Annotated in this window: 18 protein-coding genes; 7 read left to right on the top strand and 11 right to left on the bottom strand. The window is 42.2% G+C overall.

Translation table 11 applies throughout. The annotated features are described in order from the left end of the window. The first annotated feature begins 58 nt into the window (after positions 1-58). Complete coding sequence (serA, locus tag I5907_RS19020) at positions 59-1,291, top strand: phosphoglycerate dehydrogenase (protein ID WP_196992372.1); 1,233 nt, start codon at positions 59-61, stop codon at positions 1,289-1,291. A 90-nt stretch (positions 1,292-1,381) separates the two neighbouring features. Here the strand turns inward: serA and I5907_RS19015 are convergent, their stop codons facing one another. Further along, a complete protein-coding gene (locus I5907_RS19015; protein WP_196992371.1) occupies positions 1,382-1,663 on the bottom strand; it encodes a hypothetical protein in 282 nt (93 codons plus the stop codon). Positions 1,664-1,775: 112 nt separating this feature from the next. On the opposite strand from I5907_RS19015, the gene rimO reads away from it, so the two are divergent. From rimO to I5907_RS18995, 4 genes are all read left to right on the top strand, one after another. Continuing rightward, on the top strand, positions 1,776-3,086 hold the full coding sequence (rimO, locus tag I5907_RS19010) for a 30S ribosomal protein S12 methylthiotransferase RimO (protein ID WP_196992370.1): 1,311 nt from the start codon (positions 1,776-1,778) through the stop codon (positions 3,084-3,086). A 159-nt stretch (positions 3,087-3,245) separates the two neighbouring features. Then, positions 3,246-3,593, top strand: coding sequence for a TfoX/Sxy family protein (locus I5907_RS19005; protein ID WP_196992369.1), 348 nt, complete (start codon positions 3,246-3,248; stop codon positions 3,591-3,593). Positions 3,594-3,617: 24 nt separating this feature from the next. Continuing rightward, positions 3,618-4,001: a hypothetical protein gene (locus I5907_RS19000; RefSeq protein ID WP_196992368.1), complete on the top strand. Its 384-nt coding sequence runs from the start codon at positions 3,618-3,620 to the stop codon at positions 3,999-4,001. Positions 4,002-4,102: 101 nt separating this feature from the next. Then, complete coding sequence (locus tag I5907_RS18995) at positions 4,103-4,882, top strand: RMD1 family protein (RefSeq protein ID WP_196992367.1); 780 nt, start codon at positions 4,103-4,105, stop codon at positions 4,880-4,882. A 349-nt stretch (positions 4,883-5,231) separates the two neighbouring features. Here I5907_RS18995 and ypfJ read toward each other — a convergent pair whose 3' ends face one another. The 6 genes from ypfJ to I5907_RS18965 all read right to left on the bottom strand — a co-directional run bounded on the left by ypfJ (position 5,232) and on the right by I5907_RS18965 (position 12,435). After that, positions 5,232-6,095: a KPN_02809 family neutral zinc metallopeptidase gene (gene ypfJ / locus I5907_RS18990; protein ID WP_196992366.1), complete on the bottom strand. Its 864-nt coding sequence runs from the start codon at positions 6,093-6,095 to the stop codon at positions 5,232-5,234. Between the two features lie 748 nt (positions 6,096-6,843). Next, entirely contained in the window at positions 6,844-9,267 is a 2,424-nt protein-coding gene (locus tag I5907_RS18985; RefSeq protein WP_196992365.1) for a TonB-dependent receptor domain-containing protein, read from the bottom strand. Positions 9,268-9,553: 286 nt separating this feature from the next. After that, the gene (locus I5907_RS18980; protein WP_196992364.1) at positions 9,554-10,204 is read right to left on the bottom strand and encodes a DUF4097 family beta strand repeat-containing protein; all 651 of its coding nucleotides are present in this window, start codon (positions 10,202-10,204) and stop codon (positions 9,554-9,556) included. 27 nt (positions 10,205-10,231) lie between these two features. Then, entirely contained in the window at positions 10,232-11,008 is a 777-nt protein-coding gene (locus I5907_RS18975) for a DUF4097 family beta strand repeat-containing protein (RefSeq protein ID WP_196992363.1), read from the bottom strand. A 75-nt stretch (positions 11,009-11,083) separates the two neighbouring features. After that, the gene (locus tag I5907_RS18970) at positions 11,084-11,887 is read right to left on the bottom strand and encodes an anti-sigma factor family protein (protein ID WP_196992362.1); all 804 of its coding nucleotides are present in this window, start codon (positions 11,885-11,887) and stop codon (positions 11,084-11,086) included. Continuing rightward, a complete protein-coding gene (locus I5907_RS18965) occupies positions 11,887-12,435 on the bottom strand; it encodes a sigma-70 family RNA polymerase sigma factor (RefSeq protein ID WP_196992361.1) in 549 nt (182 codons plus the stop codon). Before I5907_RS18965 ends, I5907_RS18970 begins: the two co-directional genes overlap by 1 nt. A 160-nt stretch (positions 12,436-12,595) precedes the next feature. Here I5907_RS18965 and I5907_RS18960 point away from each other — a divergent pair, with 160 nt between their 5' ends. Beyond that, on the top strand, positions 12,596-12,757 hold the full coding sequence (locus I5907_RS18960) for a hypothetical protein (protein ID WP_196992360.1): 162 nt from the start codon (positions 12,596-12,598) through the stop codon (positions 12,755-12,757). A gap of 979 nt (positions 12,758-13,736) precedes the next feature. Here the strand turns inward: I5907_RS18960 and I5907_RS21850 are convergent. From I5907_RS21850 to I5907_RS18945, 4 genes are all read right to left on the bottom strand, one after another. Next, positions 13,737-13,868, bottom strand: a complete 132-nt coding sequence (locus tag I5907_RS21850) for a hypothetical protein (protein ID WP_283016292.1) — start codon at positions 13,866-13,868, stop codon at positions 13,737-13,739. A gap of 215 nt (positions 13,869-14,083) precedes the next feature. Next, positions 14,084-15,277: a Gfo/Idh/MocA family protein gene (locus I5907_RS18955; RefSeq protein ID WP_196992359.1), complete on the bottom strand. Its 1,194-nt coding sequence runs from the start codon at positions 15,275-15,277 to the stop codon at positions 14,084-14,086. Positions 15,278-15,414: 137 nt separating this feature from the next. After that, positions 15,415-16,659 (bottom strand): nucleoside permease, encoded by a 1,245-nt coding sequence (locus I5907_RS18950; protein ID WP_196992358.1) that lies wholly within the window; start codon positions 16,657-16,659, stop codon positions 15,415-15,417. Between the two features lie 154 nt (positions 16,660-16,813). Beyond that, positions 16,814-19,084, bottom strand: a complete 2,271-nt coding sequence (locus I5907_RS18945; RefSeq protein ID WP_196992357.1) for an aconitate hydratase — start codon at positions 19,082-19,084, stop codon at positions 16,814-16,816. Between the two features lie 354 nt (positions 19,085-19,438). Here I5907_RS18945 and I5907_RS22015 point away from each other — a divergent pair, with 354 nt between their 5' ends. After that, positions 19,439-19,660 (top strand): PspC domain-containing protein, encoded by a 222-nt coding sequence (locus tag I5907_RS22015; protein WP_428842562.1) that lies wholly within the window; start codon positions 19,439-19,441, stop codon positions 19,658-19,660. Positions 19,661-19,668 lie beyond the last annotated feature (8 nt).

Raw genomic sequence — 19,668 nt, 5'->3', positions numbered from 1 at the left:
CCGCAGTAACACGGGGGGATTTTGCTTTTAATAATCCTACAAGCAAGCAACAACAACGATGAGCCAACTAACAAGTTATCCAAAGGAGAAGATCAGGATTCTTTTCCTGGAAAACATCAGCGACAAAGCTGTGCAACATTTCAAGCAAAATGGTTATACCAATGTAAAAAAGATCGGCGGTGCACTTAGTGAGGAAGAACTGATCAAAGAAGTAAAGGATGTGCATTTGCTGGGCATTCGTTCCAAAACACAGATTACAGAAAAAGTACTGGAAGCTGCTACAAAACTACAGGCAATCGGCTGTTTTTGTATTGGTGTAAACCAGGTAAATCTAAAGGCTGCCACAAAAAAAGGTGTTGTAGTTTTTAATGCGCCTTACAGCAATACCAGGAGTGTTGCCGAACTTGTAATTGGGTTATCGATCATGCTTATCCGCCGGATTCCGGATAAAAACAAAGCGGCACATGAAGGCATCTGGAATAAAGAAGCAAAGGGTAGTTTTGAGCTGAGGGGTAAAACGCTGGGTATAATCGGTTATGGCAACATTGGTTCTCAGGTGAGTGTATTAGCCGAAGCACTTGGTATGAAAGTGTTATTTTACGATGTGGAAACGAAACTTCCGCTGGGCAACGCATCTTCCAGCAAAAGCCTGAAGGATTTGCTGAACAATGCAGACGTTGTATCTCTCCACGTTCCTGAAACGACACAGACCAAAAACCTTATCAATAAAAGCAACATCAAACATTTTAAGAAGGGCGCCATTTTAATTAATTACGCCCGTGGTGAAGTGGTGGAGCTAAACGTGCTTGCCAAAGCGTTAAAAGATGGCGATCTCAGCGGCGCAGCAATTGATGTGTTCCCGTGGGAGCCTGAAAAGAACGGCGATCGTTTCGAAACACCTTTGCAGGGGTTAAGCAACGTAATTCTTACGCCACATATTGGTGGCTCTACAGAAGAAGCACAACAAAACATTGGTGACGATGTAAGTGCCAAATTGTATAACTACCTGGAAAGAGGTATTACCTACGGGTCACATACCGTTCCGGCTATTAGCCTTCCGCCCGTGGAAGGTGCACACAGGATATTGCATATTCACAACAATGTGCCAGGTGTATTGAGTGCCATTAATACACAGCTTGCAAGCCACAACATCAACATTGTAGGGCAGTATCTTAAAACAAATGACGAAATAGGTTACGTTGTACTCGATGTAGATAAGAAGCTATCCAAACAGGCACTGGAGTTATTGAAGGACGTAAAAGAAACAATCAAAGTGAGAATATTGTATTAATAACAACCTTTATTATAAAAATGCCGCCCGAAACAGGCGGCATTTTTTATGTGGTGCATTTTACACATTTGTGTAAAAAAGCAACAGCTGCTATTCGTTTGTAACGGTGGTTACGGTTGTAATTCTGCCATCATTATCTCTGCGTACGGTAGTGGTTTTAGATGCACGGCTGCGGCCGCCGCTGGCCAGTAGCAGAATAAGCAATAATACCACCACACCTACCACCCATATCCAGTTTTGACCGATCCACGTGCCCACATCGGTATTGTTTACTTTTACTTCCGGTGCTTCCTGGGCGTATAGCGCCAGCTGTATGAGTGATAAAAAGAAGGTACTGAAAATGATGGCTGCGCTTTTCGTTAGCTGTTTCATATGAATACTTTTAGTTAAGAATGATTTGTTATACTCAAAAGTTTCAAGAACTGCGCCAATACACACATTGCTTTACTCTTGCGGCAAAAACTTACCTTTGCCGCCTTAAATTATGAAGTCGAAGAAATTATACAAAGACCGTGTGAACATCATCACGCTTGGTTGCAGTAAAAACCTGGTAGATAGTGAAGTACTGAGCGGCCAGCTAAAGGCCAATGAAATAGACGTGGTGCATGAAAATGCAAAGCTTGATCACAATATAGTGGTCGTAAATACCTGTGGTTTTATCGACAAAGCAAAAGAAGAAAGTGTAAATACTATCCTGGACCAGGTAGAACTCAAAAGAAAAGGCAAACTGGATAAAGTCTATGTTACCGGTTGTTTAAGCGAGCGGTACAGGAATGATCTTGAAAACGAAATTCCCGAAGTAGATGCATGGTTTGGTACACTGGAACTGCCACTGATACTAAAACAGTTTGATGCCGACTATAAAAGTGAACTGTTGGGTGAGCGCATGCTTAGTACACCGCAACATTATGCCTATCTCAAAATCAGTGAAGGCTGTAACCGCACTTGTGCTTTTTGCGCCATTCCGCTCATGCGAGGTGCCCACATAAGCAGGCCCATAGAAGACCTCGTTGCCGAGGCCGAAAGCCTTGCCAGGCGTGGTATAAAAGAGATCATGCTCATTGCACAGGAATTAACGTATTACGGGCTCGATCTCTATAAACAAAGAATGCTTGCAACTTTATTAAACAGGCTTGCAGATGTGCAGGGCATTGAGTGGATCAGGTTGCATTATGCATATCCAAATAAATTCCCGCTGGAGGTGCTTGATGTAATGCGCGAAAGAAGCAATGTCTGCAATTACCTCGATATGCCTTTGCAGCATGCCAGCAATAATATGCTCAAAGCCATGAAGCGCCAGAGCACCAGGCAGGAGATGGAAGAACTGATCGCTGCCATACGCGAAAAAAATCCGGGCATCTGTTTGCGTACAACGCTTATAGCTGGTTTCCCCGGCGAGACAAGGGCAGATGTGGAAGAGCTAAAAGATTTTCTTACCCGCATGCGGTTTGACCGGGTAGGCATTTTTACTTACAGCCACGAAGAGGGCACCAGCGGCTACCAATTGGCAGATGATGTACCGGCAGAAGAAAAACAGGCCAGGGCACAGGAAATTATGGAACTGCAACAGGAGATAAGCTATGAGAAAAACCTGGAAAAAATTGGAAAGGTCTTTAAAGTTATCATCGATAAAAAGGAAGCGGGCCGTTACCTCGGGCGCACGGAATTTGATAGTGTGGAAGTAGATAATGAAGTAGTGATCCAGTCATCCAGAAAGCTCAACATCGGCGATTTTTATAACGTAAAAATCACCAAAGCATACGACTACGACCTGGAAGGAGAAGTTATTTGGTAATACCGGCACCTGTGCAGGTGGCATCGCCTGTTGCGTCGCAATCCGTTCATCGGTTATATCAATATTGGGCAGTAGAAACAGCCAGAGAACCTTTCGGTTCTCTTTTTTTGTGCCTTTTTTGTAATTTCAGGTTATTACCAAACGCCAAATCCCAATGCTATGGCTTACGATGAAAAACTCGCCGGCAGAACCCGGGAACTAATCGCTGCTGTTCAAAGTAATATCGAAGAAAAGAAAATGTTTGGCGGACTTTGTTTCATGGTCAATAATAAAATGTGTATAGGTGTAGAAAAAGACAGGCTAATGGTGCGCCTCGACCCTTCCGTTTACGAAACCGCGCTGGAAAAAGATGGTTGCACACCAATGGACTTTACCGGCAGGGTGATGAAAGGTTATGTATTTGTAGATAAAACTATGCTGCAAACAAAAAAGCAATTGTCTTACTGGGTTGATCTCGCTCTGGATTACAACAGTTTTGCGAAACCTTCTAAAAAAAGGACCAAATAAAAATCATAGTCAAACATTTTTACTATGGCAGACTCCCCTCAGGTACAAACAATCAAATCAATCGCAGACTGGAGCAAATGGATAACCGGCATCAGTATGTTTTCCGTTTCAGGTTGTGTTGGCATATTGGTATCAAAAGGTGTGGGTACGGCCAACATTGCGAATATTAAACTGGCTATCGGTTTTTTTCTGCTTACCGTATTGTGCTCGTGGTTCGTGCAGTTTTTTGCAGCAGCGTTCAGGCAGTACCAGCATGGTACAGCCAACATGAATACAGAAGTCATTCTTTTTTCCAGAACATTTTCCAAACAGGGATTCGTGGTTTGTGTATTTGCAGAGGTCATTTGTTTTGTAGTGTCTTTGTGTTTTCTTTTTATATGGATCTGGCATGTACCTGCAAAGCCATGAGTGTATAATCTTCATTCAGTGGTACAAAACACGAGTCAACATCATATGGCTTTTTTCGATCATGCATTTAATGCAGTATCTTACAATCCTTAAGTTTTCTTATGTTAAAAGTATTAGCGTTTCAAATAGCCGATAGTATTGACATAAAACAGTTCAGGTCTGCATTTACAGCAGCATTATACCACGAAGATTCAGATGAATTGTTTTACCAGGTAGCGGAGCAAAAATTTATCTATGTCTTTAAATATGGCATCGTATGCTTCCTGGGTCATAACGAGGTAGAGATGACTGCCTTTATACAGGTGATACAGCCATTTTGTAAAACATTGCTTGCTGAAAGACTGAATGATGAATTTGATATTGAAGTGCATGCGCAGCGCGATAAACTGGGCTACAACAAAATTGAAATGGAAGGTGCAGATGCTGACTCATTCCGGTTGATCATGCTGAATGTTTCTCAGTCTGTGGCGCTGGACCATTTCAGCCAGTTAACAACAAAGCTGCTGGAAGAAACCAACTACCACACGCAGATACTGGAAAAAAAAGGTAAACTAGACCTGAAAGGTCTAAACCTCAAAAAATACATTGGCCGCACATTATACCTCAAAAACAGGATTGCAGAAAACCTGTATATTTTCGATTCCCCCGAAGAAACCTGGGAAGATGAACACCTGAATAAACTGGATGTGGGTTTGAAAAAAACATTTGATCTTCAGTCAAGGTTTCGTACCATACAAGAGGGTTTAGGGATTGTAAAGGAAAACCTTGAACTATTTAAAGATTTGCTGCAATACCGCAACAGTATTCAACTGGAATGGATTATAATCATCCTCATTTTTGTGGAGGTGATCAACCTTTTTATAGAAAAGATCTTTAGTTAACCCGCTTTCTTCTTTATTACGCTGCGTCTTCCCGGCACAAAAGAACCAAAACGGAAGGCAAGAAAAGATGCAAAGTGCTTTTCCTGCTTTCGCGCTGATTAAGTGTTCGTACTACTGTGACTTCAATAATAGCCGTTGCGTGGATAAGATGCGGGATAGCATTTAGGTTGATTGGATTGGAGATATTTCATGTGTCACATTTGATGCACGGTTCACATCCCGCATCTTTCAGCAGTTACGAACCTTGTACGCTGATCGCTGCAGCTGCATATTGTTATGCAGTACAAGAGTGCGACGCAACGAAAGCTTCATCCTTTTGCTGCAGCCTGGCTCATGATAAAACTTGTAATTAATTTAACGAGGGATCATTAAAGGTATCGCCCTGGCTGATATCGCCGGATGTAAAGCCGCGTTTGAACCATTCAATACGTTGCGCTGACGTGCCATGGGTAAAGGCATCGGGCACTACATAACCTTGTGACTGTTGCTGCAGGCGATCGTCGCCAATGGCATTTGCAGCGTTTAACGCTTCTTCTATATCGCCGGCCTGTATAACAGAACTATTGAGTTGCGGGTCTTTTAATTGCTGCTCGTAATGGGCCCATACACCGGCAAGGAAATCTGCCTGTAGCTCAAGCTTTACACTTAGCTTATTCATTTCCGTTTCACTGATTCTGCCGCGCTGTGCATCTACCTTGTCTGTTAGCCCTAACAAATGCTGCACATGATGACCCACTTCATGCGCAATTACATAAGCCTGTGCAAAATCTCCGGCAGCATTGAAGCGCTGTTTCATCTCATCGAAAAAAGTAAGATCAACATACACCTTACTGTCGGCGGGGCAATAAAAGGGGCCCGAAGCCTGGCTGGCAAAACCGCAACCGGACTGTGTAGCCTGCGAGAACAGCACAAGGGTAGGGGCGGAATAATTCCTGTTCATTTGTTTGAAAAGAGCTGACCAGATATCTTCTGTGTCTGCAAGCACCACTGCTGCAAACTGCCCTGCTGCATCGTCAGCCTTAGTGGGTGCGGTGGTTTCTTGTAACTGCTGATTTTGTGCATTGTTTATGACTGCTGATGGATCACCGCCGAGTAGGTAAACGATGGCTGCTATTACAAGTGTGCCTATGCCACCTCCCACAGCGAGACCTTTGCCACCCATTCCTCTGCGATCTTCAACATTGCTACTTTGTCTTCTTCCTTGCCAGAGCATATTAGTTAATTGATTGATGAATGATTTATACAATACGAAAAGAATATGCCAAAGCATTAAAAGCTAACCGGCATAAAGCGATGAATTTATAAAGATTTTTTTTAATTGATCATAGTTTTTGTTGACTGGAGTGCCCTTAAAAAATCTCGGTACTTTATAAAAGAGGAAATGCCTCAGCAGTATTTAACTGTGAGGCAAGAAGATGTTTTCTTAGGATAAATTTTATTTTAACCCCCATCAAAATAAAATCGTTTTATATAATTCAAATTGCGTGCCGCGATTGTTTAAATGACAATAATGGTTCGCACGGCCTAAAGTGTGTAAAGCTTTGCTTAGCAACGGCGTAAGTGTGGAATTGTTTCTTGATAGTGTTTGAAAAAGGCTGTCATTTGATGATTGTGTGGACAGGCTATTGCATGAGTCTTTTTACCAGCCTGGTAGTAGATCTTCTACACGGCGGCAGTAAAACAAGTACAAAACAATAATAGATGCTTCTATTTGTAGCGCAGGTGGGTTGGCGTTACTTTGTATCGTCATCAGCAAATAGAAAGTACTGGTGATGCCGTTCTAACTTTCAATATTCCTGTAGAAAAACCGTACTGTAAAAAAGAGGTATGTTGATCATACAATCTTTGCTGCAGATTTTAACCGATTACCCCCCATTTGTATAGTGCGATTGATTTAGTGACAAAGAGCCGCTTGCGGCTCTTTTTTTATCAGGCATGTTGTGCAGCACTCTGACATGACGCTATCCATTCACTCTTTCCATTTCAGCTTCGGCGCCGCCGCTGCGTTTGGTGGTTTTGAATGTTTTGCCAAACCTGTACGTAAATGCCACAGATATTACCCTTGAATCTCTCCGGATAATGAAATACTCATCAGCATTTTGAAAATCTGTATTGCCTTCCATTACCTGGGTATGAAAGATATCTCTGATATTGAACCGTAGCGTGCCTTTTTTCTTTAAAATGGTTTTAGATAAACCAATATTTAGCTGGCCTGTGGGCAAGAGCGCCTCCTGCAGATCGTTGCGTGAGCGGCCGGTATAAAAGCCTGAGAGTTCTGCCGTATAGCTGTCATTGATCCTGAACTGGTTGTTTGTGCTGATATTAAATTGCAATACGGAAGATGCAAAGTTATTCCATACATAGCCATCAAGCTTTTTGTAGTTTATTACTGCCTGTGTACTGGTGTTCCACCATTTGAATAAAGAAACCTGTGTTGCCAGCGATAAGCCTGCAATAAAAGCCTTGCCCACATTGCCCTGTGAGTAATACAAAATACCACTGCTATCTGTTAGAAACAGTTGCGAGAAATAATCTTTGATAACACTGTAGGAAACTGTTGTGGTCAGGTAATTTTTGTATTGGTGTGTTAGCTCCAGGTTCCAACTGTATTGTGGCCTGAAGTATGGATTGCCCGTTTCATATGTGTATTTGTTTATAATAAAGACAAATGGGTTGAGACGCTGGAAAGCCGGTCTGTCAATGCGCCTTCCGGCTGTTACGGTAAAGCTGTTTGACGAGTCTGCCTGCCAGGTAATATTGGCTGAGGGAAACAAGCCGTCATAGCGGCGCGTAAAAGCTGAATCTTTCCTGGTAGGGTTGTCAAATTGCTTTGCTTTGTATGCAGTGCTTTCATAACGTACACCTGCCTGTGCAGTAAATTTTCCTGCTTGTTGCTCTGCATTCGCATAAAACGCATGTATATTTTCCCTGTAAATAAAATGATTGCTTTTGTTATAGTCGGGCTGCCATGTAAATCCATCGTAATACTGGTAAGTAGCAAGATTATCGGTATTAATGTGCGAAGTCTTCCAGCCGGTTTCTATTTTACCCCTGGTAAGTTGCTTTGTATAGTCAACTTTGCCCGTGTATATTTTTAATGTTGCGGGCAGGTAACCGTCTGATGCATCTGTAGCACTACTGTTGGTAAAGTTGTTTACGAAAAATTGTTTGTTGCTGATGTTATAATGCAATGCATCCAGGTCAATACTGATTTCGTCTTTGTTATTAAAAGCATGTCGGGCATTCAGGTTAACACCACTATTGGTAAGCCTGTAATTGGTGGCGCTGGATGTGGTGAGACTTGAATCCGGTGTACCATTTTCATTAAGCCATTGCGCTGTAGCAAAAGAGCTGCCTGTTCTTTTTGTAAAAATACCCGTGAATGCAACACCTACTGTAGTTTTCGTGGAAACGTAAAAATCAATTCCGCTTTTTACACTGTGGTTATCACTTGCCGATTTAAAAAGTGTAGGCTGATCAAGGGTTGCAATTGCCTTCCCGTTTTCATCAGTATAGGTTCTCAGCGCATACAGGTCACTGTAAGATTTGTTGTAATTGTAACTGTAATTCAGGTAAGTGTTAATGGCAGACGTTCGGTAGTTTAATACCATACTATTATTGCTTTTAGGATACCTGCCCTGGCTATACGCAGTTGTAACATTTCCGTTGAAACCTTTTTGCCTGCTCTTTTTTGTTTTGATGTTAATAATACCCGCATTGCCGCTTGCATCATAACGTGCAGAAGGATTGGCAATGAGTTCCACCTGGTCAACCTGGCTGGCGCTCATGCTGCTTAGTAAATTATTGAGGTCTGCGCCCGATAGAAAAGTTTGTTTGCCATCAATCATAACAAGCACATTGGCCTTTGCTTTCAGACTGATACTCCCATTACGGTCTACCGTTACACCGGGCGATTTTTCGAGTACATCCAGTATGCTTGCGCCTGCATTAGAGGGAGATGCATCTACGTTGACAACTACTTTCCCCCTTTCAAATTGTATCAATTGCCTGGCAGCAGTTACGGTTACATTTTGTAAATTTTTCGACACAGGTTGCAGGTGAATCGTTAAAGCTTTGTCATCCGCAATAAGTGGTAGTGTTACAAAGAATGTATCGGCTGCATAGCCTGTGTATCCTATCACGCACCAATATCCTCCATTCGCCAGCATGATTGAAAATTCTCCCTGCGCATCCGTAAGGTCGGTCTTCAGTAAATTTTTGGTATTATCCAATACATTTACAACTGCCGATTCAACAGGCTGTTGGGTTTCATTCACCACTGTAAACTGCAATACACTGCTGTCTCGTTGCTGTATGGCAAAAGATTGCAGTGTTGTGCAAATAAACAATATCGACAAAAAGAAAGCAATGCAGCCGGTGTTCATGAGGCCAAATTAAAAAGCTGCCTATAAAAGATGGGAAGAAAAAGGTCTGGCGGTTTTACATGCTGATGAATTTCATTTTACGCCGCTGCAAATACCGGCCTCGTTTTTTATGGTACCGGCAATTGTATTTCATGGCATCGCCTGTTGCGTCGCAATCCTTTCATCAGCACAACATATGGCGGCAGGTTCGCGCTGTTTTAACCTCCTGCATTTGCATGAAAAAACAGGATCGTCGATCCTGTTTGTGTATAGTGGATTGATAACAAAACTTTGAAAACCCTGTTTGCTATGGTGTTTTTCTAAGGTAAATGTCCCCGCTTATGGTTTCCAGTTCTATTACTTCTCCACCACCATTATACTGCGTTAAGATGCTGTTCTTATGTTTGTCTGAAGCCTTGTTGATGGCAAGGTCTGTATAGATCGTTCCTGAGATCGTACTCATTTTAAAATCAGCTTTTCTTTGCGTGGCAAACGCAAGATCAATAAATCCGCTGATCGTGTGTACCTTCATCGACTGGGTTCTTCCTTCAATGATAATGTTACCGTTTATTGTTTCAACAGAAAATACCGATGCTTCAGGCACATAGACGTCCCAGTATATTTTACTGTTGTAATTGCAGCAGCACCTGCAGGTGTCGTTCTCTTTTGCTGCCTTTGTTTTGGCTTCATCAAAATGTGCCGTTACTATAATATTGTCGCCTGTTTCATCAAATGTTGTTACATATACATCGTTGTCTTTATTGTTGTTAATATCTACAGATGCTTTTGCATATACTTCGTTTTTATCCCATGTTATAATGCGTATTGAATCTGCTATCTGTATGTTGAGTTTTACAGACTGTGCTGCTTTATAGTTAATGTGTTTTTCAACAATTTTCTGTGCCTGTGTAAGGCAAGTCATCAGGCAAAAAAGTATGATGGCAATTGTATTTTTCATGTCGCTGTTTATTTGGTGTGTAGTATTTTATTTAGCCTTCCGCAGGTAGATGTTACCACTAACATTGGTAATCTTAACGCTTGCTCCACCGCCATTCAATGAACTTTTGATCATGTTGCCGCCTATGCGTTTGATCTTTTTGTCATCAGCCGGGAAGTCAAAGTCGGAGTAGATAGCACCCGATATGGTTTGTATTTCAATATTCATGGCAGCGGTGCCCGGGAGCGTAACATCGATCTCACCACTTATAGAGGCAATGGATATAGATCTTTCTTTGGGAAGACCAGAAAAGCTGATGTTTATGTCGCCGCTTATCGTAGATAAAACGAGCGGCCCGGAAACGTTTTTCACTTCTACTGCCTGGCAGTTTTTTACAGCCACTTCGCCTTTTATGTTGGCTACTTTTACATCACCGGCGTTGCCGCATTCATTGTTTATTTCCACATTAAAGTTGTCCGGCACTTTTATTTTATAGTTAGCAGACTTGGTTATTGGCAGCAGGCACTGCAGTGTTATATTATTCCCGTTTTTTTCAACCGATACTGCAAGGCCCGTATTGTCTGTGCCTCCCGCATAAACAGGCTGTAAACCTTTGGCCCTTGCAGGAGGTTCGCCACCCTTATCTGACACAATGATGATCTCGTTCCCGTTATAACCCTCTACCGGCAGGTCATGTGGAAAATCATTTAGTGTAATTTTCCCTTCTTTCGTATTCTGTACAGGAATTTTGTACTCCTGTGCATTTGTAAAAACACACAGGCCCAGGGCAATAATTAGTGTGAACAGGTAATTGATTTTTTTCATTTTGTATTTATTTAGGCACATGAAATGACTGTCGAAGCGTTTTGCCACAACAATGGTTATTAAAAAAGTTAATGTTTAAAGTAAGTGAAGTCCTTTTGCTGCTATTTCTTTTACAGGTTGTAATGTTCTTTTGTCCTGTAAGATTTCCTTGATTGGCCCAACCGCTTTGTTTTCCTTTTTTTCCGTAAGAATATTGATCAAAGCAATCTGCATCAGTGGTTCTGTTTGCCTTTTGAGGGAGGCTACAAGCGAGTCGCTTAGTTTAAATTGGTCGGCATACCGTGCTATAGAGTACAATGCTGCAAGGCGAACATTCACATTTTTATCCTCGTTCATTACACCCAGCAACGCATTTATTACTTTGCTGTCCGGGTTACTGATTTCGTCTGCATAGCTTACCGCCTGTATTCTGTCACTTGCTGATTCTTCATTCAGCATACTGAAAAGCAGTGCTTCCTTCATTTCTTTTATCTCCGTTCTCAGTTCCGTAATCTCAACAGCAGGTTGATCGTGTGTTTTTATTTGCATGCCTGCAACGGCACCCATTACAACGAGTATAACGCTGGCTGCAACGCTTAGCCATAATGGTCTTTGTTTAAGAGGCAACACCTTGGCCTTTGTTTCATCCTTCGCAATGTTTGCAGTGGTTGCAATGGCGAGTTCTGTCTTCAGCATGATGTCAAACTTTTCGCGCAAAGCAGGTCCGGGTTTTTCTTCCGCATGTTTTTCAATAGAGCCAAACAACCGGCGATATTCTTCCAGTACAATACTGCATGATTCGCAGCCCTGCAAGTGCTGCTCTACAGCTCTTTTTTCACTGGCGTTAAGCTGTTCATCTATGTAATCGATCAGTAAAGATTCGGTTTTGTAACAGTCCATCATCGATCATTTTCCTGGTTAAAATAAAAATGCCGTAGTTGTTTAAGTGCGCGGTGTATCTGCACTTTTACAGAACCTAAAGACATGTTTTTCATTTTTGCGATATCTGCATATTTCAATCCTTCATACCGGCTTAGTACAATCAGTTCGCGGTCTACAGATCCAAGTGCAGAGAGTGCGTTTTTAAGTTTTTTAAAATCACTTTCTTCAAATCCATGTTTAAGATCGGCTATGTCTTCAAAAGAATCTGTTTGCCGTTCAACTGCAGCCATGCGCTGTTTATTGCGACAGTGGTCTGCGTGCAGGTTTCTTGCCATCTGGTACATCCACGATTTAAATGTACCTGCTGTGGTGCTGAAAGACTGCCTGTAGCGGATAATCCGGTAAAAGAGATTCTGCGTAAGATCTTCACTGGTGCTTCTGTCCATTGTTAAACGAAGGAAAAAGTTATATACCGGCACATGATAACGATCGAACAATTCTGTCATTGCTGACAATTGCCCGTGCTGAACTTCGTACATAATTTTCTCGTCTGTTAGCTTATCCACGCGTTTATGAAACTCTTTAGTATGGTTACCTGAATAATGCAGAAAGGTTACAAAAGACTGCAGACTTTTTTATTTTTTCTCTGCATTTTTTATTGCCGGCGTTTTTACCATGATCCTTTTATGGAAATAGCTGGTGTTTGGCTCTTAGTTAAAAAGCTGTATGAACACACCGGTAAAGCACGATAAACGGGCAAAGCATCAAAAAAGCAAATCTCTTAGCAATAACGTGGCTACTCATCCATTTGTGCTGGCCGGCGTAATTGCGGCTATTACTATTACGGTATTTGCCCTGGTGTTTGGTGCTTTCAGATTGTTTAACTGAAATCATATACTTTCCTTGTATTAAATTTTTTCGCTTCAATCTTCGCACTTGCTGAATATATATACTACCGTACAAGTGTGCGACGCAACCAAAGCTCCATAGCAGCAATACAGCCTGGTACATAAATCCACTCTTCTTACCTGTCAGCTTGTTATGTTATACACAGTTACCTGCACAGAAGTAGCAATACAATGACAGCGGTAGTTATAATTCTACAAAAGCGTACTGGGCTATAGTACATTTTTTTAGCAGGTTGTTCTATTTTATGCCGGCTGTGGTTGATGTTACTTTGTATCATCAAACGTTGAATAGTTAGTAAACGTTTTGCGATCATCCAATATCAATGTTAAAACCGGGTAGTACTGTAGCGGCGTTTTTCAAAGCGTATTTACAGGTACTTTTTTGGCTCCGGTGTAAGGGTCTGACAACAGGTGTTTGGTAATAATGTGCGATTTGTTTGTAATGCAGAAAGGTTGCCGGCGAGCAACCTTTCTTAATTTTAACATTTGTGCGCTTTTGTTTGACATGTGTCATTCAGTATCAGCGGCTACGGTATTTTAAAGATGAATAAATATTGTATTTTTTTATAATTGAAGCCATCGTTTCTTTGCAGCCCGAATGAAAAACCTGGCCCGGTACAGCTTTGAAGCTGCGCCCGGCTGCAAACAAAATGCTGATCATGCCCGTAAACAATGAAAAAAAGCACTGTTGCATCTGTTACAACTTGCTAAGAAAAAGACCTGTGAAAAAAAATCATTCATCTCCGCTTGAAGAAGTGTACAAGCTTGGTAAAAGAAGGAATTTGCTGGTTTTTTCAATCTTATATGGAACAATAATAGGTAGTGTTCTTTGTGTACTGCTTCACATTTGAGCGCATTAAAAAAGAGCTTTAAAAAAAAGCTCTTTTACTGAATTAATGCATTCAAAAAAAGTGTACAGTTCATTTCATCGGCGAACGAATTGATTTTGTAAATGATGTTTAATAATTACCGAAAATGGCAAACAAAATGAGTGCGATAAATCCGGTAGTAAGTACAACCGCATACAGAATATTTCCTATGTCGCGGCCTTCGGTACGCTGCATGTCAGCAGCTTCATTTTTTGTTTCCATATTAAAATGGTTTTAGATGGATTTACGATATTTTAAATGTACCAATATTTTTTAATATTGAAATTAACCTTAAATGATTTTTAATTTCTCTTTAAGAGGCCGCGCTCTCTAACAGGCTATGCCAGTGCTTCTTGTACGTATGCACTGCAATTTTATAACATAAAAAAAGCGCAGTTTTAATGCTGCGCCTTTACAATGTGTAAGATTAATTTAATTTACGATAGTACACGTTCTTCAATTTTACCTGTTTGTTTATGTTTTAGCACCACTTTCCGGCTGCCATAATGGGTAATTTCATCTTTTATAAGGTAATGGTCTGCGTCGTAGTCTACAAGCGTACTTTCCTTTGTAAGCCCTTCTTTGCCACGCCATACTTCGAGTTGTACGGGCTCCCATTGTTTTGTTTTGGCACTTTTATAGGCCGCGTCAATAATGGCATTTACAACGTAGCCGTCGTAAAATGTTTCACGTGGCTCAGTACCATTTTCAATGCAATTGAACATTTCGGTAAACATGTGGTTGTAGCCAAGGTCGTTTACCTCATCGCCAACCGGGAAAAGCCATCCCGTATTGCTTTCCGCTTTTTCTGCCACGTAATCTGCGCCTTTACCGGTTGTAAACATATCCATGCCTGTGCGCAGGAAATTGTTGATCCAGATCGTTCCTTCTGTTCCCATTACTTCATCCCTAAGATCCATGCCACCACGAAAAGCCCAGCTTACCTCAAACTGTGCAATGGCGCCGTTTTCATATTTAATAAGTCCAATGGCGTGGTCTTCCGCATCAATCGGTTTTACCTGTGTATCTGCCCAGCACATTACTTCAAGCGGCTTTATGTCTTTTCCTATAAATGATCTTGTTATTTCTATACAATGGCAGCCAAGATCGAGTATGCAACCGCCGCCGGCAAGTTCTATGTTCCAAAACCAGTCGCTGTGCGGGCCAGGGTGTGTTTCTCTCGACTTTGCCCACAATATTCGGCCCAGTGCACCATTTTTTACGCTTTCGTATGCTTTCAAAAATTTGGGCGCATATACAAGATCTTCGAGGTAGCCATGAAAGATGCCTGCTTCTTCTACCGCTCTCAGCATTGTCAATGCCTCTGCTGCGGTACGGCCCAGGGGCTTGGTAGTAACAACTGCTTTTTTATGTTTGCAGCAAAGCATCACCGCGTCAGCATGTACATAGTTGGGTAGTGCAATGCATACCACATCTACATCAGGGTGTGCAATGGCTTCTTCCATATCCGTTGTCCAGTGCTGGCATTTGTAATCTGCTGCAAACTTTTTGGCGTTCTCTTCCTTGCGGGCATAAATACTTACAATTTTGTCTTTGCTTCGCTGGCCTTCAATAGAGTCGGCATAAAAGCGACCGATAAAACCAGAACCAAGCATGGCGATTTTTTTCATATAGTGGTTTATAGTTAGAGATGTATTTTTTGTTGGTCAGCATTGGCACGCGTGGCATCGCCTGTTGTGTCACTCACTTGTGCGTTCAGAACAATGATCAGCAGTGCGAAGGCTTGTTACAGCCGGTTATTGTTTCATCACACCGCGGCAGTACGCTTTTTATCTTTAAAGGCAACAATAAATAATAATAACACAACAACAGCTATTCCCGCCGGCACCATCCACACACTTGTCCAGTTGGTAACCGCTGTTTCACCGCTGCCAGTTGTGTACATATCTTTTACTTTACCAGATAGTACAGAACCGATATACATACCAAGACCGTAGGTTGCCAGGCTAATAAGCCCCTGCGCCTGTGATTTTATTTTTTCTCCGGCTTTTTCATCTGTATAGATCATGCCGCTCACAAAGAAAAAGTCGTAGCACAGCCCGTGAAGAATGATACCACCGTAAAGCATCCATTCGCTGCTGCCGGCATTGCCATAACCAAAGAACATAAACCTGATGATCCAGGCAATAAGACCAATGATCAAAATATTTTTTATACCAAAACGGCTGTAGGCAAAAGGTAGCAGCAGCATAAAAAACACCTCACTTGCCTGCCCGAGAGACATTTTATTTTCTACATAAAAGTTCGGAAAAACCTGGCCGGGATTAGCGGTGGCAAACGCTGTTTTATACGCATCTGTTATAGATGGATTTGCCATTGCGTAGTAAAAAGAAAGCGGAATACAAATAAGTACAGAAGCTATGAAGAATATAAAGAAAGACCGGTCCCTGAATAACACCAGTGCATCTTTACCTGCTATCTGCGCAGCACTTACAGGGCCTTTAATCGTTGGCGGCGTATCAGGTAACGTAAAGGAATACAGGCCTATTACTGCAGCAGTAATCATCGACACATGAAAGATGGTTACTTTATCGCCCCAGCCCATAAAACCAACCAGGTTGGTAACGGCAATCCACGCAACTGTTCCCAGTACACGTATCGGCGGAAATTCCTTTTCAGGATTGGTCATCTGCCGCATAGAAATTGATGCGGTAAGTGCAATGGTTGGTGCAAACGTCAGGCAGTACAACAACATTACCCAGTAAAACAGATCATAATCTGTAATGGTAGTAAGAAAATAAAGCAAAACCGCACCTGTAAGGTTTAGTACGCCCAACACTTTTTGGGCAGAAAAAAACCTGTCTGCCACCATACCAACCAGGAATGGCGAAATGATCATCGCAATCGAAAAAGTAGCATAGATGTTTCCAACCTGGGCACCGGTAAAATTAATTGCAAACAAATATTTGGATAACTGGCCATACCATGCGCCCCATACAACAAACTGCAGGAACATCATTACCGATAGCTGAACACGTGTTGATACTTTCATGGAAACGTTTAGTTGAATTTTGGGAAAGTTATGAGTTGGCTAACTTATACCTTTTTGCCGAAAATTGCGACATTGACCGTTGAAAGTTTGGCATAAAAAAAATCCCGTTACTTGCGTAACAGGATTTCTTTGTGTTAAGGTCGGGAACCGAAAATTATGCGGATTCAAATTTCTGCCTGATGATATTCAGTGCAGCACCTGCTTTAAACCATTCTATCTGTTGTTCGTTGTAGGTGTGGTTTACTGTAACGATGTCTGAACTTCCGTCTTTGTGATGGAATACAACAGCCAACGGTCTGCCTGGTGTGAAATCTGTAAGCCCGAGTATATCTACTGTATCATCTTCCTGTATTTTATCGTAATCGTCTTTGTTTGCAAAAGTCAATGCAAGCATCCCTTGTTTTTTCAGGTTGGTTTCATGAATACGCGCAAAAGACTTTACCAGTATGGCACGTACGCCCAGGTGGCGTGGTTCCATGGCTGCATGCTCTCTTGATGAGCCTTCGCCATAGTTTTCATCGCCAACAACAATTGAGCCTATACCCTGTGCTTTATAAGCCCTTTGTGTGGCCGGTACAGGGCCATACTGTCCTGTCAACTGGTTCTTGATATTGTCGGTTTTTTCGTTGTAGAAGTTTACTGCACCAATCAGCATATTATTGGAAATATTATCCAGGTGTCCGCGGAACTTTAACCACGGGCCGGCCATCGAGATATGGTCTGTTGTACATTTACCCTTTGCTTTAATCAGCAGTTTTAAACCTTTAAGGTCTGTGCCTTCCCATGCCGGGAACGGATCTAATAACTGCAGACGGTTGGATGTAGGAGATACTTCTACTGAAATGCCGCTTCCGTCTGCTGCGGGAGCCTGGAAACCGGGATCGTCCACTGCAAAACCCCTCGTCGGTAATTCGTCTCCGGATGGCGGATCAAGCTTTACTGCTTCTCCTTTTTCGTTGATCAGTGTGTCTGTGATAGGATTGAATGTAAGGTCACCGGCTATAGCAAGAGCAGTAACCAGTTCGGGAGAAGCAACAAATGCATACGTATTGGGGTTGCCGTCTGCACGTTTTGCAAAGTTCCTGTTGAAGGAATGTACAATGGTATTTTTCTCCTGTTTTTCAGCGCCCATCCTGTCCCACATACCAATACATGGTCCGCAGGCATTGGCAAATACTTTTGCACCTATCTGGTCGAAAGTATCAAGAAAGCCATCACGTTCTATCGTAAAACGTACCTGCTCAGAACCAGGGGTAATGGTAAACTCTGCTTTTGTTTTCAAACCTTTCTCGTTTACCTGTTTGGCTAGGCTTACGGCCCGGCTTATGTCTTCGTAAGATGAGTTGGTGCAACTTCCTATAAGACCTACCTCAACCTTTGTTGGCCAGCCATTGGCCGCTGCAGTTTCTTTCATCTTTGAGATAGGTGTGGCAAGATCCGGTGTGAAAGGCCCGTTGAGGTGTGGTTCCAGTTCACTCAGGTTTATTTCTATCAACTGGTCAAAGTACTTTTCAGGTTCTGCATATACTTCTGCATCTGCGGTCAGGTGCTCTTTAACAGCGTCTGCGGCGGCGGCTATTTCTTCTCGGCCGGTGGCTTTTAAGTAACGGCTCATGCTATCATCATAACCAAATGTAGAGGTGGTGGCACCTATTTCTGCGCCCATGTTACATATGGTTCCTTTGCCGGTACAGCTCATGTTGGTGGCACCTTCCCCAAAATATTCAACAATGGCGCCTGTGCCGCCTTTTACTGTTAAGATGCCTGCAACTTTTAGTATCACATCTTTTGGAGCAGCCCAGCCATTTAGTTTGCCGGTAAGTTTTACACCAATGAGTTTAGGCCATTTCAATTCCCATGGCAAGCCAGCCATTACGTCACACGCATCCGCACCACCAACGCCAATAGCAATCATGCCAAGCCCGCCTGCATTTACGGTGTGCGAATCAGTACCGATCATCATACCTCCGGGAAAAGCATAGTTTTCAAGCACCACCTGGTGAATAATACCTGCACCAGGTTTCCAGAAACCAATACCATATTTATTGGATACAGAGGCAAGAAAATCGTACACTTCACGGCTTTCATTTACTGCTTTTTCAAGATCCTGTTTTGCTTCGGTTTTGGCAACAATGAGGTGATCGCAGTGTACGGTTGATGGCACCGCAACTTTAGGGCGACCAGCCTGCATGAATTGTAACAGCGCCATTTGTGCCGTTGCATCCTGCATTGCAACACGGTCAGGCGCGAAGTTTACATAAGTCTTCGCTCTTTCGAAGTTTTCCAGTGACTGGTCTTCATGCAAATGGGCAAAAAGAATTTTTTCAGCAAGTGTAAGTGGTCTTCCTAATTTTTTGCGTGCTGCCTCAACCTTAGCGGGCATTGCGGCATACACTTTTTTGATCATGTCAACATCAAATGCCATGTCTTGAGATTTAAATTGTTATGCTAATTATTAAAGACGTTTTTGTAACCGGGCTGTTATTTTACTATTTTGCCTTGTTAAACCGCCTCCACAATGCTACTTTTCCTTTACAGCCAATGCCCGCCAGGTTATGCAACCGCCGGGCAAATCAACCTGGTGTTGCTCCTTTCGGTACTTGCCTTGTTGCTGAATACTGAACAGAAAGTACAAGAGTGCGACGCAACAGGGGCATCATTTTTGTACAGATGCCGGGTACATAAAAACGCTTGTTTCGAATTCGTGCGAATTTACAACAAAAGGAAGGTTTAAGAAAAGTGTTTATGTATTAAGATAACTATTTTATAAATTGCAGATATGTACAGGTTAAAGCATTTCATAGAGTGGCAGGCGTTTGGTGTTTGTTCTGCTCTTGGATACAAGCTTGGGATAGCCACATCCCGCATACGTCTGTGGTTTATTTATATATCCTTTTTAACCATGGGCTCTCCAGTGATTATCTACATGGTTATGGCTTTCTGGCTGAATATAAAAAATTATATTTTGTCGGCAAGACGTAACCCACTGAAGTACCTGTAAAACAGCAT

This window comes from Panacibacter microcysteis, assembly GCF_015831355.1.
GTDB classification, from domain to species: Bacteria; Bacteroidota; Bacteroidia; order Chitinophagales; family Chitinophagaceae; genus Panacibacter; species Panacibacter microcysteis.
This window is presented reverse-complemented; position numbering and strand designations above follow the sequence as displayed.

Excerpts from the sequence above, each read along its gene's own strand:
- I5907_RS18945 (WP_196992357.1), bottom strand. The coding sequence starts at position 19,084 with ATGGCATTTGATGTTGACATGATCAAAAAAGTGTATGCCGCAATGCCC.
- I5907_RS18970 (WP_196992362.1), bottom strand. The coding sequence starts at position 11,887 with ATGGACTGTTACAAAACCGAATCTTTACTGATCGATTACATAGATGAA.
- I5907_RS18955 (WP_196992359.1), bottom strand. The coding sequence starts at position 15,277 with ATGAAAAAAATCGCCATGCTTGGTTCTGGTTTTATCGGTCGCTTTTAT.
- I5907_RS18975 (WP_196992363.1), bottom strand. The coding sequence starts at position 11,008 with ATGAAAAAAATCAATTACCTGTTCACACTAATTATTGCCCTGGGCCTG.
- serA (WP_196992372.1), top strand. The coding sequence starts at position 59 with ATGAGCCAACTAACAAGTTATCCAAAGGAGAAGATCAGGATTCTTTTC.
- I5907_RS21850 (WP_283016292.1), bottom strand. The coding sequence starts at position 13,868 with ATGGAAACAAAAAATGAAGCTGCTGACATGCAGCGTACCGAAGGCCGC.
- I5907_RS18985 (WP_196992365.1), bottom strand. The coding sequence starts at position 9,267 with ATGAACACCGGCTGCATTGCTTTCTTTTTGTCGATATTGTTTATTTGC.
- I5907_RS19005 (WP_196992369.1), top strand. The coding sequence starts at position 3,246 with ATGGCTTACGATGAAAAACTCGCCGGCAGAACCCGGGAACTAATCGCT.
- rimO (WP_196992370.1), top strand. The coding sequence starts at position 1,776 with ATGAAGTCGAAGAAATTATACAAAGACCGTGTGAACATCATCACGCTT.
- I5907_RS18950 (WP_196992358.1), bottom strand. The coding sequence starts at position 16,659 with ATGAAAGTATCAACACGTGTTCAGCTATCGGTAATGATGTTCCTGCAG.
- I5907_RS18960 (WP_196992360.1), top strand. The coding sequence starts at position 12,596 with ATGAACACACCGGTAAAGCACGATAAACGGGCAAAGCATCAAAAAAGC.
- I5907_RS18995 (WP_196992367.1), top strand. The coding sequence starts at position 4,103 with ATGTTAAAAGTATTAGCGTTTCAAATAGCCGATAGTATTGACATAAAA.
- I5907_RS19015 (WP_196992371.1), bottom strand. The coding sequence starts at position 1,663 with ATGAAACAGCTAACGAAAAGCGCAGCCATCATTTTCAGTACCTTCTTT.
- I5907_RS19000 (WP_196992368.1), top strand. The coding sequence starts at position 3,618 with ATGGCAGACTCCCCTCAGGTACAAACAATCAAATCAATCGCAGACTGG.
- I5907_RS22015 (WP_428842562.1), top strand. The coding sequence starts at position 19,439 with ATGTACAGGTTAAAGCATTTCATAGAGTGGCAGGCGTTTGGTGTTTGT.
- I5907_RS18980 (WP_196992364.1), bottom strand. The coding sequence starts at position 10,204 with ATGAAAAATACAATTGCCATCATACTTTTTTGCCTGATGACTTGCCTT.
- ypfJ (WP_196992366.1), bottom strand. The coding sequence starts at position 6,095 with ATGCTCTGGCAAGGAAGAAGACAAAGTAGCAATGTTGAAGATCGCAGA.